The sequence below is a fragment of the Sporosarcina trichiuri genome (assembly GCF_030406775.1).
Lineage (GTDB): Bacteria > Bacillota > Bacilli > Bacillales_A > Planococcaceae > Sporosarcina > Sporosarcina trichiuri.
The window spans coordinates 1,995,699-2,014,728 of sequence record NZ_CP129119.1 but is presented as its reverse complement, the minus strand read 5'-3'; the positions used below and the strand labels follow the sequence as shown (position 1 = coordinate 2,014,728).

The window sequence follows — 19,030 nt, the reverse complement described above, 5'->3', positions numbered from 1 at the left end:
GAAGTCGCGCTGCCCCTCCTGTGAACCTGACAGGAGGGGTTTACGGAATGGGGAAGGGGAGCCACATCACTGACCGCTCCATTCCCACGCAGAACCGCTCAATTCCCGCGCTAACTGATCCATTCCAACGTCAGACCGCTCCATTCTCCCGCTAACCGCTCAATACCACTGCCAAAGCGATCCATTCCGCCCACCAACCGCTACATCCCCAAAAAATCCCCACAAAAAAACAGGGGCCACATCACCCCTGCTTCAAATGCTTCGTCACTTTCTCAATCAATTCCTCACCCTGCAACCGCAAATAACTGATCTTCGAATCAATCAGCTTATCAAAATACGCATTCCGCCCGAGCTCCATCTCCTCCAGCAGCGACTGCGTCTCCACGAGATCGACCAGCGTCAGCTGCGGGTAATCATCGCCCGAGAACGTACCATCCGGCCGCGCCTGGTACCACAGATCGCCAGTATCTCGGATCCAGCCGCCCTCATCTGCACCGAACCCCTCGATGCCCGCCATCACGGACTTCGCGGCTTCCAAGTACTTCTTATCCGCCGTCTGCCCATACGCCGTCAGCAGAATCTTCAGCCCGCCGAGCTCATGGTTCAGCGACGCATGCGGCAGCTTCGTCTCCGGGTCCTCATCGAAATAATCGATGATCAGGAATCCGTCACCCGCTTCGATGATCTCACCTTTCTCCACCCGCGACAGCAAATAGTCCGCGTACACCGGCACGTACTGGCGCATCTCGCTGTGATCGCCGTCGAACGCCGCCGCCGTCTCCTCCAGGAAGAACGCCACATACTCGTTATACCGCGTATCCACATACGGCGCCTTGATGCCGTATGCGTTGTTCAGCCACGCACTCGTATACTCCGTCGGCCAGCGCGTACCGCCGAACTCCGCGATGTAATTCAGCAGGTTCACCCGCGAATTGCGCACCATGTCCTCGAAGAACTTCGACCCCGACTTGCCGTACCAGTCGAGTGCCACATCATCCTCCATCCGGCCGATCACCCGGCCGTAGCCCATCTTCGTCGCCGGGTCGATCGAGAACGGCAGCTTCGTGTACGGCCCGTCCTTCGTCAGCCAGTTCAGCTGCGAGAACTGGTTCTCGAGCGCAAAATCGACCCACTCATTCTCTTCCTCAACCTCCGTGAACAGGGGAGACTCCGACAGCAGCATCCACGACTCGCCGACCCCGGCACCGCCCGCCTTCAGCCCACGCACAAACCCATCCGGCAGCATCGTCACATCCTGCACTTCCGACCCGAGCTCCCGCAGCTTACTCTCGCCGACGTCATATTTCTTCAGCAATTCCTTCGAGGTGAATGAATACCCGACTACCGCTTCCGCAATTGCATTGTCTTTGATTGTCAGCCGGCCGTACGGGTTCACCGTCGGATCCGTCCCGAACGTATCGTGGTGCGGATGCTCCACCTTGCGCGGATTCCACTCCGTCGCAACAACATCATCCGATCCGTTGAAATGGTACGCTGTCTTCAGCGTCACCCCGAACCGGCTGTCGTTCGCGAGCCGCTCGAACACGAACCGAGCTCCGTTCCCGAGCGTCCGCTCCGTCAGCTCATACGTCCCGATCCGCTTTCCGAACCGGTGCACGGAATACACATGCGTCACTTCCTCCGCATCCTCCGTCGTCCGCTCCTCGTCCTTTTTATACGACAGCGTCACCAGCCGCGGCATCTCCACCGCCACCCGGATCGCCTCCGTCGACAGCACCTGCTCCGTCTTCGTCCCCTTCACGAACACGGCCCCCACACCGCCGAGCACCAGCAGCGCCAGCACAACCGCAACCAACCACTTCTTCACTGAACACCCACTCCTTTACGATAAAATCCTTTCCGTGCCAAAACCATCGTCATATGTATGCGGGGCTCTCCCGCTATCCACCGGCAACCCCATTCAGAGGGGGACAGGCTGCCACACAATTCGCTGAGGAGCGCGAATGGTGTACCAGTCTGTCCCCCGGCGGGCATTCCAGGGCACCTGCACGCTCCCCAGGGTTGTCTTCCTCCAGGGTACCTGCTGCACGACACCATTCGCGTCCTTCCGCGAATTGTGACGTGCACCGGTATCCCGGGTGGAACGGACATGCTCCCCACGCGCACCATCCGGCCGAACCCAAACGTGCCAAAACCACAGCACCGTGTTTGCGGGGCTATCCCGCTATCCACCGGCTACTCCATTCATAGGGGGACAGGCTGCCGCCCAATTCGCGGTAGGACGCGAATGGTGCAGCAGTCTGTCCCCCGGCGGGCAAACCAAGCCACCGTCACTTCGACCGCCGCAGCAGCCCAACAAACCGCCTAAACCCAGCGCGGTAAAACACAAACACGCCAACCACATACATCACAGCACCGATCGGCACCAGAATCACCAGCTGCGGAATCGCACCCAATGACCCCACACCGACAAACGCCTTCACAATCCACACAACAGCCCCCATGAGCACCGTCGGAACCAGCACCCGCGGCACCATCCGGCCGAACCGCGCAAGCTCAACAGAACCGAGATCGCGGTACACGACAACCATCGATACCGTGAAGAAGTACACACTCACGATCGACGTCGCCACCGCGAGCGCCGGGTAGCCGAACCGGTCGACCAAAAGCCAGTTGCTCAGGAAGTTGATTAAAATCGTCGTCACGCTGATCCGGAACACGACCGCCGTCTTGCCGCGCGCATACATCGACTTCGACAGCATGAGCTGCATGCCCTGGAACACGACGACCGGCAAGTACAGCATGAGCGCGACGTGCGTCTTCGCCGTATCCGCCGCCGTGAACTTCCCATGTTCGTAGATGAACGCAATCACCGAGTCCCCGATGACGAACAGCCCCGCCGCGATCGGCAGCAGCGTCACGAGCGAGATTTCCATCCCACGGAACAGCGTCTCCTTGAACTTCGCCCGGTCCTCTGTCTGCTCGCTCATCAGCGTGAAGATGATCGCCGCAAGCGTTGTCGCATAGATCGCGTTCGGGATGCTGATGATCAGCGACGCGTTGTTCAAATACGTCACCGCGCCATCGATCCCGGACGCGAACGCCTTGTTCACAAAGAAATTCACCTGGCCGACGACCGAGTTCAGCAGCGACGGAACAATCAGCAAAAGGAACGCGTTCCGGAACTTGATATCCATCTTGAACTCGAGACGATACTTGTAATCCGACCGGAACAGGTAATACAGCTGCACGATGACGCCGAGGATCGTCCCGAAGATGAACCCGTACGCCAAGGAGAAGATGCCCCACTGTTCACTGAACAGCACTGCGAAGATCACCGAGAACAGTGTCGCGAGCAGCTTCGACATCTGCGACGGCACGAAGATCCGCCGCGACTGCAAATACGAATCCAAAAGTCCGCTCAAAGCGATCACCGTCATGAACGCGAAGAACACCTGCGTCATCGGTACGGCGATCGCCGCGATTTCGGCCGACATCTTGCCGTACATCAGCGGCAGGAAGTACGGAGCGCCGAACCAGCCGACGAAGCTGATGCCGACGAACAGGATCATCGTCCAGTTCAGCAGCGCATTCGCATTATGGTCACCCGTATCGCCGGACTTCCGGTTCTTGATATACATCGGTAAAAAGACGTTGTTGAAGCCCGTCGAAATCATCGCAACGACGAGGGTGATGAACGGGAATGCGAGGAAATACGCATCCGTCTCGTGCGACACCCCGAATTTCGTGCTGACGATCGATTCCCGGAACAATCCCGACAGCTTCAGCACGAGGGCGAGCACCGCCGTCCACAGCGCCGCCTGTTTTAACTTGCCCATAGTAGTCCTCCCACATCTCGGATCATAAACTGCGAAAAGCTCCCTGACAAAACACCAGGGAGCTTCGCGGTCAATGTTTCAGTGCTTTCAAATAGATCGCTTCATATTTCTCAGCAGCCGCGAAGTGCGAGTACTCCTCGACGATCTTCGCGCGGCCCGCCGCAGCAAGCTGTTCGCCGTACGCCGGGTCTTCCAGCAGCTTGATCATCGCGTCACTCAGCTGTTCGACGTTCTGCTCTTCCACCAAGAGCCCGTCCTTGCCGCTGTCGACGATTTCCTTCAAGCCCCCGACCGCACACGCGATCAGCGGCACGCCGGAGCCCATCGCTTCAAGCGCCGAGATCGACGTCGCCTCCTCGACACCCGCCGAGTAGATCGACGGCACGAGCGCGACATTCGCAAGTGCGTAATACTGCATCATGACGGAGTGATCGACCGCGCCCAGCATCGTCACGTGATCGGCAACCCCAAGCTCCGCCGCTTTCTGCTTCATCGGTTCCATCATCTCGCCCGTCCCCGCGAACACGACGCGCGCGTTCGGGAACTTTTCGACGACTGCCGGCAGCGACAGGATCGGGTAGATGACCCCGTTCTTCTTCGTCAGGCGGCGCGGCACGAAAAAGATCAGCTCGTCCTGCGAGAAGCCGTATGTATCCCGGAACTCCGCACGCCGCTCGACTTCCGGCTTGAACGACTCCACGTCGATGAAGTTCTTGATCATGTTGCCCGTCACGCCGGTCTCTTTCAGGATGTACTCCTTGATGCGCGTATCGACGGTGATCACTTCACGTGTCGCCTTGTAGCCTCTGCGCTCCGCTTCCTGCAGCTCACGGGCTTCCGGTGACCCTTCGATGAGCGTCCCTTTCGAGATGCCCTCGAACGTCAGGTAGCCGTGCACCGTGCTGACGACCGGCACATTCGTCTCGAGCGCTGCGAACGTCGTGAAGACGTCCTGGGCATTGATGACGTCGTAATCCTTCTTCGAGACGGCATCCTTGATCAGGATCGCAAGCTCGTCCTGGCGCCGCTTCAGCGTCCAGACGTAGCCTTTGCCCTGTTTCATTTTGTTCAATAAAAATGCAGGCCCCCGCACGATGCCGTCGCGCTTCCATTTCGGCACGTCGGAGAACGACACGACGTCGACCTCATGGCCGCGCGACTCGAGCCCCGCCTTCAATGTCGTCAGGTGGGTCGACAGCCCGCCCAAGTGTGGATAATCATAGACTGTTGCAAGTAGTATTTTCACCGCTTAACGGCCTCCATTCAAAAACTGTTCCCGCAGCAGATCGACGTTGCGGATCGCCTCGCGCCGTAAGGTCTCAACGTTCGGCGTCATCATCTCTTTCAGTTCCTTACTGTGATCAAGTGCATACAAGGCGCTCTCCAGCAGGTCTTCCTTCGCGAATGAACCGAGCTCGTAGGAATGCTCCCACATGCCCGAGCGCTTCAGGAAGCTCTCGACTTTGCGGTCATAGCTCAAGCCGACGTGCGGTACATTCGACAGCGCCGCAAAGATCAGCGCATGCAGCCGGAGCGCAATCGTCAGGTCCGTCTGCTGGATGAAGTTGTAGAACTGGTTCGGCGAGAACTGCTCGCCGAGGATCTTCGTCGCATCCGCATGCTTCATGAGCTTCTGCACTTTCTTCGACACATTCGTGTCATACGGCGGCTCCATCGGCACGAACACCGGCGTCACGCCGCGCTGCTCGATCAGTTCATCGAGCGTCCACGCGAGCTTCTCGATGTACTCGTCTTCGTGATCAAACCACGGGCGCGGCGCCACCGCGACGAGTCGCTCATCACCAGTCAGACTGAGCGAGTCATACGCCGACGTATCTTCATCCGGCTTGAACGCGAACACGATATCCGCCGTCACGACCGTCTCCGGCTTCGTCACGCCGAGGTTGTGCAAGTACTCTTTCGAATACTCGTCGCGCACCGTCACGAAGTCGGCTTTGTTCGCGAGTCCCTGCATGAGCGTCTTGCCCCACTTGCTCGTCACCGGGCCGATGCCTTGTGAGAAGAACATGACCTTCGTTCCGCACAGCTTCGCCAGCAGTACGATGAGCAGGTAGTAGGGGAGGGGGCCGAAGAGGAACTTCGTCGGGTACGTGTCCTGCAGCAGCCCGCCGCCGCCCGAGATCAGCAGGTCCGCTTTCCGCAGCGCCTTGATCTTCTCCTTATTGCCGTGGCGCCAGCCGCGGTACACCGCCGACACGCTGTGGTCGGACGCCGTCTTCTCCGGCGATAGTGAGAACACCGTGATTTCGGGGTTGTCCAGCTCCGCCCGTAAGTTATCGATGATCGCCTTCAAAATCGCCTCATCGCCTGTATTTCCTAATCCGTAAAACCCGGACAATACAATCTTCAAGTGAATTTCCTCCTTGGTTCCAATACATACATTTTTAATAAGGGACGTCCTGCTAATCAAACCTTTTCTTCCAATAAAATAAACACCAAAGGTGTTGATCTGCGTTCCGGGCGGACGCTTTCCGGGGGCTTGCCCTCAGCCTCCTCATCGCTTCGCTCCTGCGGGGTCTTCGGACTACGCGATTCCCCAGGAGTCGCCGCCCTGCACTCCGATCAACGGATCTCCTTAAAATAGAACGACGTCCGTTCAAGAAGGATGCCTTGCGCAACAGTTAGGGCTGGAGAAGCGTTCGTCCGACTCCTGCGGGAATAGCATGAGCTGAAGACCCTGGACTGAGCGAAGCGAGGGAAGCGGCTGAAGCCATGCCCGCGGAAAGCGGACGATAAGCTTCAGAAGGCCGTGCCCGATGGGCTGTTATATTTAAGATCAAAACCCGCTCCAGTGAGCAGACTGTCGGGGTAATTTTAGCACTGTTCGAACAGGCTGTGCAAGCTGTTCCCGTTTCTGCTATACTAAGACAATTGAAAGTACAGCAAGAAGTGGGGGCACCCAGGAATGAAAGAGAGCTACTTAGGCGTGAACGTCTCGCCTCTGACATATGAAGGCATCATCGAACAGATCCGGCAGCGCATGGCGGCGGGGGAGCAGTCGACGATCATCGCGGTCAACCCCGAGAAGGTCATGACTGCGCAGAAAGACGCGCAGGTCAAGGACCTCATCAACGGTGCGACGTTCCAGATCGCGGACGGCGTCGGCATCCTGCTCGCATCGAAACTGAAAAAGGGTGCGATTACATCCCGCGTCACCGGGGTAGACATGATGGCGCGGCTTCTGCAGTTTGCAGCGAGCGATAACCAGCCCGTCTACCTGTACGGCGCAAAACGCGAAGTGATCGAAAAAGCGGCCGCGAACATCCAGCGCGACTACCCGGGCATCCCGATTGCGGGCATGACCGACGGCTACGAACAGGACGAGGAAGCGCTCGTGCAGCGCATCCGGGACAGCGGCGCGAAGATCCTCTTTGTCGCACTCGGCTCCCCTAAGCAGGAATTGTGGATCCGGCGCAACATGGACAGGCTCCGTGACGTCCTAGTCTTTCAAGGTGTCGGCGGCAGTTTCGACGTGTTCTCTGGATCCGTCAAACGTGCACCGGCCTTGTTCCGCAAAACCGGGACGGAGTGGTTCTACCGGCTGTGCAGCGACCCGAAGCGGCTGAAACGGCAGATGAACCTGCCGCGTTTCCTCGTGCGCGTATTAGCGGATAAATCCAAATAAGAATTAGACATTTTCTATAGAAGGAAAGAGGCAGAATCCCATGAAAAAGAGCATTTGTATTGTCGGACTCGGCTACATCGGCCTCCCGACGGCAGTCATGTTCGCGACCCACGGCCACAAAGTGCACGGCGTCGACATCAACGAAGCAGCGGTCGAGATGATCGGCAACAAACAGCTGCATATCGAAGAGAACGGGCTGCAGGAGAAACTGAACGAAGCGATCGACAGCGGCAATCTGACCGTGTCGACGACACCAGAGAAAGCGGACGTCTTCATCCTGGCAGTGCCATCGCCAATCAAAGACGACAAGACCGCGAACCTGGAATACATCCGGTCCGCGTCGAAATCCATTGCACCATTTGTCGAAAAAGGCAACCTCGTCATCCTGGAATCGACCGTTCCGCCGAAGACGGTGCAGGATATCGTCATTCCGGAACTCGAGCCGACCGGGCTTGAAATCGGCAAAGACATCCTCGTGTCCCACTCACCGGAGCGCGTCATCCCGGGCAAAGTGTTCGAGGAACTCGTGTCGAACGACCGCATCATCGGCGGGGTGAACGAAGAATCCGCACGCGCCACATCCGAACTGTACCGTTCATTCGTCAAAGGGGAACTGCACGAGACCGACGATACGACAGCGGAACTCGTCAAGGTGATGGAGAACACGTACCGCGACGTCAACATCGCGTTTGCGAATGAACTCGCGAAGATCGCGGAGACGATCGACGTCGATATCTGGGAAGCGATCCGTCTGGCGAACTTCCACCCGCGCGTCAACATCCACCAGCCGGGACCGGGCGTCGGCGGCCACTGCATCGCAGTCGATCCGTGGTTCTTAGTCGAGCTCAATCCGGAACTCGCGAAGCTGATCCACCTGTCGCGCAAGACGAACGACCGGATGCCGGAATACACCGCGCAGCTGACGGCGGACCTGCTTTCCGCAATGAACGCCGAACAGCCGAAAGTCGCCGTGCTCGGCCTCGCATTCAAAGGCAACATCGACGACATGCGCGAAAGCCCGTCGCTCGACGTCATCGAGCAGATGACGCAGAAGGGTATGATCGTGTCCGCCTACGACCCGCACATCAAGCAGAACCAGCTCGCCCTGCAGACGCAAAGTCTCGAAGACGCCGTCAAGGACGCGTCAGCGATCGTCATCCTGACAAGCCACGACAGCTTCAAGCAACTCGACCCATCGTCGGTCAGCGGCCTCATGAAGGACAAGCTCCTCATCGACGCCAAAAACTGCATCGACCGCGCCAAATGGGAAGATGCCGGCTTCCGGACACACGTCCTCGGCAACTCGAAGAACTGAGTGCCTAACGGTGTTGCTCTGCGCTCCGGACCCGGCGCTTTCCGGGGGGCGAGCGTTGAGCCTCCTCGTCGCTTCGCTCCTGTGGGGTCTCAACTAGCTCGCTAATCCCCCAGGAGTCGCCGGTCCTGCGCTCCGAGCAACGGAGCGTGGAGGGCATGCAGCTTCCACTGCCAGTGGGATATAGCAGAGAGAAAAGAAAAAAGACCAGGGTACCTGTGCACGACACCATTCGCGTACTTCCGCGAATTGTGACGTGCACAGATACCCGGGTAGAATGGAACCGCCACCCAAGCGCTCCATCCGGCGGAACCCACCCGTGCCAAAACCACAGAACCGTGTTTGCGGGGCTATCTCCCTGCATATCGTCTCTCTCATTCACAGGGGGACAGGCTGCAGCCCAATTCGCGGACGAACGCGAATGGTGCAGCAGTCTGTCCCCCGGCATTCAAACCAACAAACGAAAGAGGAACCTGCCCCAATGGAACTTAACCGACACAACATCATGCTAGCGCTGGTGGCGTTCGTCATGATCCAGCCGATCATCGATGTCCTCACCACGGCGTCGCTCTTGTTCATCGACCTTCCGTTGACGCTCGGCGTCATCATCCGTCTCGCGTATCTTGCCGCCATGGCCGTCTGGATACTCAACGAGTCACGGAAAAGCAAACGGGCCCGGCTGTACCTACTGTATCTTGCGGGGCTGGCCGTATTTGTCATCATCAACTTTATTGTAGGCTATACCGTTAAAGAACCGTTCTATATTGTGCAGGAACTTACATACTATACGAAGGTCGTCTACTTCCACGTCCTGTTCTTCGGTTTCCTGCTGATCTTGGAAGCAATGAAAAAAGAGGACGGGTCGGATACGGCACGTCAGCTCGTCAACTACTTCCTGATCGCCTCACTGACGATCAGTGTCGTGTTCATCATCGCCCACCTGACCGGCACGAGCATGGCGAACTATGCCCGCTCGAAGGAAGGCTGGACCGGCTGGTTCTATGCGGGTAACGAGATCGGCGCGTCGATGTCGATCCTCCTGCCGATCACCGCACTGTTTGCTGTCTACAAGCAGACGACGACGCGCAAGTTCCTGCACTGGCTGCCGTTCGTCCTGCTGTCGCTCGCGATGCTCGCGCTCGGAACGAAGGTCGGTTACGGCGGCATCCTGATCGTGCTGCTCAGCATCTTCTTCGGAAGTCTGCTATTACTGCTGACAACGAAGGAGTATCCAGCCCGGCAGCGGGTGAAGGCGAACTCGTTCGTGTCGCTTCTGCTGCTGATCGCCCTCGTCGTCTCGACACCATTCACGCCGGTGTTCGGCAATATGTACGCCCACCTCGACATTCTTGGCATCTCACTCGAGAAACCGCAGGTGCCTGTCGACGAGGACGGCAACCAACTGCCGCCGGATGGGGAAGAGGAGCCAGAAGAACCGCTCATTAACGCCGAGCAGTTCGAGAACCTCGTCTTCAGCAGCCGGGAGACGTACAAGGCGGATTACATCGAACAATTTAAGGACGCCCCGATTTCCCAGAAACTGTTCGGAATGGGCTTCGCAGGGAACTACGACGTCCCCGGGCCGCATAAGCCGCTCAAGATGATTGAGATGGACTTCCACGACTGGTTCTTCTCCTTCGGCATTCTCGGGTTCATCTACATGGTGGCGCCGATCGTCTGGTTCGCCGGCAAGTTCATCATCAAGTTCGTGACGAACCTGAAAGAGAACTTTAACTACTTCAGCATCCTGACGGGCGTCGCGTTCCTCGTCGGCATCGGCATCGCCTACACGGCAGGGCACACGCTGACGGCACCATCGGTCTCCGTCTGGCTCGCGTTCCTGCTCGCCGCCGTGACGGTCGTGTCGAAAGACGGCACCATCAAGCCCGATCTGGAATAAAATACGGAAATACTGGAAAACCCATGAATGATTATGACAATCATTCATGGGTTTTAAAATGGAAGAAAATAAATCTGAATACTAGACTTTAGTGACCGATAAAGAAAGGGACGGAACCTGCCCGGCCTGGCTGTCATGCCGCGTCAACACTACTGTAATAAGGGTTCCGGAATGTTTCGAAAAAGAAATGTTTACCTGCACATGAAAAACGTTGCAATGGAAAATCGCATGTGTATAATAGAATAAGAGTTTAGATACTGCAATTTCTCTGTAATCCGTGAAATCTTTTTGAAGATTTGTAGATTTACAGAGAAATCGGTGGTATAGTTAAACTGTATTTCATGACCGGTGGCAACATCGGTGAAATAGGATTACCTAAAACAGGGAGGAATACTACACAATGGCTCAACAACCAAAATCGTACAAAAAGTTTGTAGCAACAGCTGCAACGGCTACACTCGTCGCTTCTGCGATCGTACCAGTAGCATCTGCGAATGTATCAACTTCTGCATTCACGGACGTACCTGCTTCTTATAAGGATGCAGTCAACTTTGTTGTCGAATACAACATCGCAAAAGGTATGACAGAAACTCAATTCGGTATCAGCATGCAGATCAAACGCGGCGACGCTGCAATCATGATCGCTAACGCTGCTGGCCTGAACGACGAGAAAGCACCTTCAGCTGGTTTCTCCGACGTTCCGAACCGTGGTAAGCTTGCAGTCAACTCTTTGAAGAAGGCTGGCGTTATCAACGGTAAGACAGCTACAAAGTTCGGCTTTGAAGACAACATCACACGCGGTGAAGCGGCAATCATGCTTCAAAAAGCGTTCGAGCTGAAAGCTGGCACGACTTCAAACAGCTTCACAGACGTATCCGACCGTTATGACGCAGCAGTGGATGCACTGGTTGCGAACAACGTAACAAACGGTATCAACAAAACACAATTCGGAACACAGAACCCAATCAAACGCGGCGACTTCGCGAAGTTCTTGTATGCACTCAAAGACAAGATCGAACCAGTTGATCCTAACCCACCAGTAGTGGAAGGCAACCGTCTGATCCTGACAGCTTCCAAGGGCTCCATCACTGCTGACGGCGGAGACAACACTGTCATCACTGCGAAAATCGTCGACGAGAACGGCGTAGTTGCGAAAGATGCAGACGACCTTGTATTGAAGTTCGATGCAACTTACGGCCAATTGGCTAACAACCGTGTAACTGTTCAAGACGGTGTTGCGACTGTTGTCCTCACTTCCGAGTTCAGCAAAACGACACTTGATTCAATTGTAACTGCTCGCTTGATCGAAGCAGCTCCTGATTCGAAGTGGAATGACGAAATCGGTAAGCTTGTCAGCTCGACAACTGTGAAGTTCACTCCGGCTTCCGGAACAGCTTGGCAGACAGCACTCATCACTGGCGCAGAATCCAACATGGCGGACCGCCTGACTGTCTTCTTCGACAAAGATGTTGCACCATCTTCATTCCTTGGCGACAACCCGCTTGGATTGACTGTCAACCAGACAAACAACAAGAAGATTGTCGGTTACAAAGCAGTGCCGAACAACTCGAAAGCGATCGAAGTGATCCTTGACAAAGACACAACTCTGGCGAACAACAAGACAGTGACTGTCGGTCAGATCACTAAAGAAGGAACAGTCAACAGCCGCTCGTTCATCCTGACTGACGCTCGTCAGCCGGAAGCGACTTCTGTTGCACAGACAGCTTACAACGAGCTGGAAGTAACATTCTCAGAGCCGATCCAGGACGTTCAGAAGCAGCAGCTCCTGATCGACGGCGGAACAGTTACTATCAAGTCAGTTGAAAACGGTGAATTCAGCCAGACAGAAGGTGACTTCCGTAACAAGCTGGTTGTCAAAACTGACCGTTTCATCAAATCCGGTAAGCACTCCATCCAGCTGTCAGGCATCAAAGACTTCGCTGGCAACGAGTCGACGAACCAGATCCTCGACTTCACAGTACAAGGCAGCGATGTTATCCCTGCAGCAACTGCAAAAGTCGAATCGCCAGAGCAGTTCCGCGTGAACTTCAACACATTCGTGGAAGGCTTCAAGCCAGCTGACATGAAACTTGAAGTTTACAACGAAGATGCAAAAGAGTGGGTTCCTGCAGTAGCTGGAGCTGTTCCAAACCTTAAGAAGACTCCTGAATTCAAAGTGACTTCTTATAACGAGAACAACACATACACGATGAATACAGAATATCTGTATGAATTGACTGAAGACTGGACTGTATTGTTCGATACGAAGAATACAAACGATAACTACTACAACCACAAGTTCCGCATGGTCCTTGATAAGGATAAAGTAGAAAACCCTGCAAACGAGAAGAAGAACTTCAAGCAGGAAATCGACTTGAGCTACTCCGGTTCTGCTCTTGCAACTCCGGATACTACAAGCCCGAAATTGGTCGGCACACCGAAGCAGATAACAACTGGCGACTGGAAAGGCCACTTCGATGTACGTTTCGACAAGCCTGTTAAAGACCGCGATCTCGATCCAGGTCTGAACACACCATCCCAGCTTCAAGGTTCTACAATCCCGAAAGTGGTTGTTGAATTCATCGGAACGAACAAAGATGGCAAGAAGATCACTGTTGACGGCCAAGTTGTCCGTTATGCAGACAAAATGGAAGACGGCTTCCTCGTCAAGCCTGTCCGCGATCTGCAGACAGAAGTTGACGAAGCTGGATTCGCAGAAGACTGGGAGCTTGTTGTCCGTAACGTAACGGATGATGTAGGTAACGCAGCTTCTACATTGACTCAGAAATTCACTGTCACGAAGTCACCTGCTGCGACATTGTTCGCTGTCAAGACTGACAAGTACGACGGTGTGGACTTCTACCTGAACGGTACAGGCGCTGACGAAGTTGTCCTCAACTTCACATCTGCTGTCCAGTACACAGGCAACACAGAGAACGCGCTGAACGCTTCGAACTACACGCTGAACGGTAAAGAATTGCCGAAAGGCGCGAAATTCACATTGGCTGACAGCAACGGCAACGTGAAAGACGGTTACGAGAAAGTTACCATCACTCTTCCAGACGGAACATTGAATGGCAACTCTAACGTCATCAACCTTTCTAAGGGCTTGAAGTCCGCTAACGGTGTTGCTATCTCTGGAATTACTGAAATTGCAAAAGCACCGAAGGACCAGAAGCCTGGTGATGTAGTTGTCGACAAGGCGGCTCTTGCAGCAGCTATCACTGATGCAAAAACTAAAGTGGAAGCAGATTACACTGCGGCTTCTTGGACTACATTCAAGAACGCATTGACTGCTGCTGAAGCAGTTAACGCAAAAGCTAATGCTACTGAAGCAGAAGTTACAGCTGCTACAACAGCATTGAAGAATGCTCAGGCAGCGTTGATCGGTAAAGGAGAGGCGAACGTGACTACATTCGGTGCACTTAATGCAGGTAACCAAATTAAGGATAACGGACTTGGTCAAACACTCGTATCCTTCCTTGAAAGCAATTTGAGTGCTGATATGAAAGGTTCTTCTTACACAATTGTTGTGGATGGAACTACACACACATTCGTTAAGAGTTCACTGAATCCTGATCGTTACTCTGTAACATTGCAAGGTAAATATGATGCAGCTACGATTAACGCTGCAAAAGTAACAGTCAACAAATAATAATAATCAGGAAAGGCAGTTTATCTGCCTTTCCCCTGATTTTTTCGTTACTTACGATCATGGAAAACTATACTGAATAAGGTGGCATATAAAATGACAAAACAGCCTTTCAAGACGATTTCAAAAGCAGCTCTAGCGGCTACTTTTGCAGCGGCAGCAATTGTTCCTATGGCTTCTGTTCCAGCATCTGCTGCAACATCTAGCCAAGTAGACCACGTTGTAATCAACCAAGGCGGACAAATGCTTACTGTAGATGCTAATCTGTATAATGAAGCAATCAATGAAGGATTCATTGACACTTCAAAAATCTCTTATGTAAAATCAGGTACTGATTTCTATGCAATCGGTGATTTCAACGAAGCAGTCAATGAAACCAGCTCAACTGCAGCAGCTTTACAAATGTTAAATGAAGCAAATGCCCAAAAGACAGTAACTGCAGTCGAAGGTAAGTTTGATTCTAATGGTAATCTTATCCCCTCTGCAACAACACCAGCCAAAGATTTGAAAGTTGAATCAGTAACTGCAATCAATAGCACTGAATTGCAAGTGAAATATACTCAACCTGTGGATGGTTTTACTGCTACTGATTTGGATAACTATGTCATCACAATCAATGACCAAAAATATGGAGAAGATTATACTTCGGCATATGATGATGAAGATGGAATTATCGCTAATAATGTGAATAAAATTGATTTCAGTGAAGATATGAAAACAGTGACCTTTAAATTAAATGCTGGTAAAGAATTAGATAATGGCGATAAATATAGCATTGATGTCAAGGACAGTGTTCTCTCCGCTGACGGTACAAAAGGTGTAGTTCGTTATGGAGACACTCAAAAAGTTTTCCAAGACTATAATGCACCTAAATTGTTGAACGCGTCTTTAAATGCTGCAAACAAATTGGTTCTTACATTTGATGAGCCAGTGAAAGCTGTAGAGGATGATTTTAAGGTTACCGTGGATGGTCAACCGGTGGATGTTACAGCATCTACTAATGTATTAGACTATTCTGTAGTAAGCGATACAGCATTATCAGGTGATAAAATCAAGGTAGGAACACATAATGTTGTTGTATATAATGCTCGTGATTTGGTGGAGAACAACGGAAATGGTGGTAATAAAACTGCTATAGCTAAGCAATCATACACAGTTAAAGAAGGAGTAGCGCCTTATGTAACTGATGTAAAACCTCTCGACTTTAACTCGTTCCGTGTTTATTTCAGTGAACCCGTGACTGATGCGAAAGTTGTCGTGAAAAAAGGCACTGCAGAATTCTATAATCAGGTAGATAGCACTGAAGAAAAAACGTATGTAGATGTACACTTGCCTTTGTCAACTTCACTAAAAAATGGTGCAGCTCAAGGAGCTTTAACTCATCTATATGAAGAAGGAGATAACAGTGTAAATGTAAGCTTAACTGTTTCTGACTTCAAAGACGAGGATCAGTTATTTGGTGAAAAGTATACATCCACTCTAAATCTTAAGCGTGATGCAAATACTCCAAAAGCAGTTGGTCAGGCTAAAAATTCAATTTCTGGCAACTCATTGATGATAGCATTAAACCGTACAGGAATTACTGTTGCTGATTACTCTAAAATCACTGTTAAAGATAAGGATGGGGTAACACGCACACTTCTAACAGAGGAGGCGGGAGCAAGCGTTACAAGTTCTACTCTATCACTTGTTTTAGACAACGGTGAAGGTGCTGCAATCACAAATACAGAACTTGAGAAGATGGCTCCATTTACAGTTAACTTTGCTGCAGGTGCACTTGAAATAGACACTGATCAGGTTGACGTAGCAAGTATTGATTATATTGCAGGGGAATTCACAAATACTTTAAAGAACACATCATTCTCCACTAATGTGAATAAATCAGGTGAAACTGGATATAAAGCAGTTGAAGCGGTTGCCAATGAAGGCGTTTCTATCGCTAATTCAGTTGAGAAAGGTTCACTTGTAAATACTATCACAGTTAATTACAAGGAAAAAATGGGTCCTTCTGCTGGTAATCTCTCTAATTATACGCTAGATGGGGATTCGTTCCCGGCTGGTTCTACTATCACTATGGATGGTTCTAATAAAAAAGTAACCATTACTATTCCTAAAGAAACATTTACGAAAGACGTTCAACACAAGCTTGTTATTAGCGATAATGTTCTCACAGAAAAAGGAGAGCACGTTGTAGGTAATATTGCAACTAAAGAAGTATTTATGTCGCAACTGTTGGAAATCAAAGACAACGTTGCTCCGACTCTACAATCAGCTACTTTTGTTTTGTCAACTGAAGAAGATAAAACAACAGATACTATTGAATTGACATTCAGCGAAAATGTTAACGGAACTTCAATTTCCAATGAAAACTTTGTAGTTATTGCTCATGACGGTACGGAGCTAAAGGCAACTGTAGCTGATATCGAAGAAACGGGTAAAAAAGCTACTCTTAAATTAGCAGATGACAAGTCAGTGAATATTTCACAAGCTGTAAAAGTTAAAGTTGTTCCAAAGTCAGAAACTGAATCAAAGGTAGATCAAGTTATTACTGATAATAACGGCAACCTACTAATGTCCGGAACGGTTGTAACGGCTAAGGGAACCAAAGTTGTTACAATCCCTGCTCCTTAATAAAATTAAACGAAACGTTACTATATAAGCTAGGAAACTAGTGAAATTAGTGGAATGTGCCCTGTGGATTTAACTAGTATAGTTTAGTTCACAGGGCTTTCTAACTGTTACAATCTAATTGTTCGGTGTAATTCCGGACCTTGCCAAACAGTCTAGTGGCACGTGCCTAATCCTCCTGGACCCAATGAAGCGCTGATATACTCGCCTAAGGGGTTAAGTCAGGTGAAGTCGTACTCGATATTGCGAGGCGGGGCTCCTTAAAAAACAACTATGATCAGGCAAACGAATCCATGTAGGCAGGGTGAGGTAGTATTTATCGCGAAATTAAGCTAGGGGCTCGATAAGTATCCAGTCATCTTAAATGGTCTACTGGAGATCAGTACAATTGACTGTTAAACTGGTCTTTCTCTCTCCTGGATAGTGGAGGTCTACGGTTGTTAAAACGAGGGATAGATGTAACGGAACGTTTGAAGTCTTGGTGAGTGAGGTGGTTCAGCACCTTCGACCTTATCAAGATGGCTGCGGGTTCATAGTAGTGTGGATGGTTAGCCGATTGTACTTGCATGGTAACATGTGAGGAGGAGAAAACTAATCGGAGCGAAGGGACCCAGTCTGTAATTGGTCTTTACAAAACTTATTTCCCCAAAATTTGTTTTGCTATGTCATTTGGAAACTTCATTCTTTTTATGACATGCTTAAAGGACATATTGCTGACGGAACGCCGTGTGCGGTGAAAGCCGCCCGGACGGTGTAGGCCCAACCGAAAGCCTATTAGCATAGGTATAAGGCGGGAATAGTCATGAATTTGCAACAGCAACTATTACGTTTAATCAAGTTCCACGGGACTTGGCCAATCTTGCATACTTCTCTGGACGAGAACTAGGTAGCTCATTCAACTTGGATCAGGATAATGATGGGCGTATCGATGATTTGGCTATGACATTCACTGTTGACGGCCATGATATCGAAGTGGCGACTGCTGATACCCAATTACAAATCTCCAATCCACGTGCAGTATCTCGTTCAGAACTTATCCAGTTGTTGTCTGAAGACCTAAGGGATGTCGTCTTGGAACCAGCTTTTGGTCCGAATCGTATATTTATTGCTTCTAACACGTTAGGAAATGGCTCGTCCATTTCTGTTAAAGATCTAGGAACTTTGGGAACGGTCATTGGCTATGATCAAATTGCTGACAACGTCCCATTCGGCAATGACGGAGATACTGTCACCATTGGTTCCACAACGTTTGTGTTCATTCATTCGAATGATCATAACCTAGAACTTGCTGATCACAATAATCGTGTTAAGGTAATGGTGGGTTCTACAGTTATGGAAACTGCCAATAACCTTACGTCGGCTATAAATGCTCAACCTTCGCTGTCTTATGCGGCGGATTCTTCTAATGGAATTGTCAGTATTTCTGCCAAAACACCTGGTGCACAAGGAAATGATATCACCCTAGCTAAGCAAGATAGAAGCAATGCTGATATTACTCTATCTTCTTCCAGCTTGACAGGCGGTCATTAAGATGAGCGCTATATGACTAAAGTAGAGTAATTTGTTGTATAGAAGGGGTCAATAGATTTAAACCAAAAACTTTCGACCAATATCGGTCGGAAGTTTTTTTGTCGAAAAGAGTCGAAACATTTATTTAATTTTTAGTGTCTTTTTCTACTTAACTGTATTAATATAAAGATGGGGAAATAAGTTGTAGTACCAATTGCTGATGGCACGCCGTATGCGGTGAAAGCCGCCTGTCCGGTGTAGGCCCGAACCGAAAGCCGTTATGACGGTATAAGACGGGAATAGCAATGATGTTGAAGTTTCTGGAAGCGCTTTCTCAGGCACGGAAGTAAGCCCAAAAATGTACACAGGTAATGTGACAGTCTCTATGGAGAATGTCAGCGAGTTGGAGAATGCTGTAATCGGAGGCGATTTGATTTTAATAGGTGATATTCAAGATGAGGTAACGTTCTCTAACATTAAAGTTGGTGGGAATCTGGACCTATCCGGTCTGGAAACACCTATAACCAACTTGAGTGGTATTGAAGTAGATGGAGACACAATTCTTTGATCCAATACAAAGCCT

Annotated in this window: 11 protein-coding genes; 7 read left to right on the top strand and 4 right to left on the bottom strand. The window is 51.3% G+C overall.

Annotated elements, in window-relative coordinates; translation table 11 throughout:
- Positions 1 to 241: 241 nt before the first annotated feature.
- The 4 genes from QWT68_RS10235 to csaB all read right to left on the bottom strand — a co-directional run bounded on the left by QWT68_RS10235 (position 242) and on the right by csaB (position 6,171).
- Positions 242 to 1,828: a hypothetical protein gene (locus tag QWT68_RS10235; RefSeq protein WP_290148245.1), complete on the bottom strand. Its 1,587-nt coding sequence runs from the start codon at positions 1,826 to 1,828 to the stop codon at positions 242 to 244.
- A gap of 463 nt (positions 1,829 to 2,291) precedes the next feature.
- A complete protein-coding gene (murJ, locus tag QWT68_RS10230; protein ID WP_290148244.1) occupies positions 2,292 to 3,800 on the bottom strand; it encodes a murein biosynthesis integral membrane protein MurJ in 1,509 nt (502 codons plus the stop codon).
- Positions 3,801 to 3,870: 70 nt separating this feature from the next.
- Complete coding sequence (locus QWT68_RS10225) at positions 3,871 to 5,046, bottom strand: glycosyltransferase family 4 protein (protein WP_290148243.1); 1,176 nt, start codon at positions 5,044 to 5,046, stop codon at positions 3,871 to 3,873.
- A gap of 3 nt (positions 5,047 to 5,049) precedes the next feature.
- A complete protein-coding gene (csaB, locus tag QWT68_RS10220; protein WP_290148242.1) occupies positions 5,050 to 6,171 on the bottom strand; it encodes a polysaccharide pyruvyl transferase CsaB in 1,122 nt (373 codons plus the stop codon).
- A gap of 555 nt (positions 6,172 to 6,726) precedes the next feature.
- Between csaB and QWT68_RS10215 the strand changes: the two genes are divergently transcribed.
- The 7 genes from QWT68_RS10215 to QWT68_RS10185 all read left to right on the top strand — a co-directional run bounded on the left by QWT68_RS10215 (position 6,727) and on the right by QWT68_RS10185 (position 19,015).
- Positions 6,727 to 7,446, top strand: coding sequence for a WecB/TagA/CpsF family glycosyltransferase (locus tag QWT68_RS10215; protein WP_290148241.1), 720 nt, complete (start codon positions 6,727 to 6,729; stop codon positions 7,444 to 7,446).
- Between the two features lie 40 nt (positions 7,447 to 7,486).
- A complete protein-coding gene (locus QWT68_RS10210; RefSeq protein WP_290148240.1) occupies positions 7,487 to 8,761 on the top strand; it encodes a nucleotide sugar dehydrogenase in 1,275 nt (424 codons plus the stop codon).
- Positions 8,762 to 9,239: 478 nt separating this feature from the next.
- Positions 9,240 to 10,658 carry an O-antigen ligase family protein gene (locus QWT68_RS10205; RefSeq protein WP_290148239.1) on the top strand — a complete coding sequence of 473 codons (1,419 nt, stop codon included), beginning with the start codon at positions 9,240 to 9,242 and terminating at the stop codon, positions 10,656 to 10,658.
- A gap of 400 nt (positions 10,659 to 11,058) precedes the next feature.
- Positions 11,059 to 14,313 carry an S-layer homology domain-containing protein gene (locus tag QWT68_RS10200; RefSeq protein ID WP_290148238.1) on the top strand — a complete coding sequence of 1,085 codons (3,255 nt, stop codon included), beginning with the start codon at positions 11,059 to 11,061 and terminating at the stop codon, positions 14,311 to 14,313.
- A 93-nt stretch (positions 14,314 to 14,406) separates the two neighbouring features.
- Positions 14,407 to 16,941 carry an Ig-like domain-containing domain gene (locus tag QWT68_RS10195; RefSeq protein ID WP_290148237.1) on the top strand — a complete coding sequence of 845 codons (2,535 nt, stop codon included), beginning with the start codon at positions 14,407 to 14,409 and terminating at the stop codon, positions 16,939 to 16,941.
- 897 nt (positions 16,942 to 17,838) lie between these two features.
- Positions 17,839 to 18,468 (top strand): hypothetical protein, encoded by a 630-nt coding sequence (locus QWT68_RS10190; protein ID WP_290148236.1) that lies wholly within the window; start codon positions 17,839 to 17,841, stop codon positions 18,466 to 18,468.
- A 364-nt stretch (positions 18,469 to 18,832) separates the two neighbouring features.
- The gene (locus QWT68_RS10185; RefSeq protein WP_290148235.1) at positions 18,833 to 19,015 is read left to right on the top strand and encodes a hypothetical protein; all 183 of its coding nucleotides are present in this window, start codon (positions 18,833 to 18,835) and stop codon (positions 19,013 to 19,015) included.
- The last annotated feature ends 15 nt before the right edge of the window (positions 19,016 to 19,030 follow it).

What these genes read in the sequence shown, in the direction of transcription:
- QWT68_RS10215 (WP_290148241.1), top strand. Translation starts at nt 6,727, where the DNA reads ATGAAAGAGAGCTACTTAGGCGTGAACGTCTCGCCTCTGACATATGAA.
- QWT68_RS10185 (WP_290148235.1), top strand. Translation starts at nt 18,833, where the DNA reads ATGGAGAATGTCAGCGAGTTGGAGAATGCTGTAATCGGAGGCGATTTG.
- QWT68_RS10195 (WP_290148237.1), top strand. Translation starts at nt 14,407, where the DNA reads ATGACAAAACAGCCTTTCAAGACGATTTCAAAAGCAGCTCTAGCGGCT.
- QWT68_RS10200 (WP_290148238.1), top strand. Translation starts at nt 11,059, where the DNA reads ATGGCTCAACAACCAAAATCGTACAAAAAGTTTGTAGCAACAGCTGCA.
- QWT68_RS10210 (WP_290148240.1), top strand. Translation starts at nt 7,487, where the DNA reads ATGAAAAAGAGCATTTGTATTGTCGGACTCGGCTACATCGGCCTCCCG.
- QWT68_RS10205 (WP_290148239.1), top strand. Translation starts at nt 9,240, where the DNA reads ATGGAACTTAACCGACACAACATCATGCTAGCGCTGGTGGCGTTCGTC.
- murJ (WP_290148244.1), bottom strand. Translation starts at nt 3,800, where the DNA reads ATGGGCAAGTTAAAACAGGCGGCGCTGTGGACGGCGGTGCTCGCCCTC.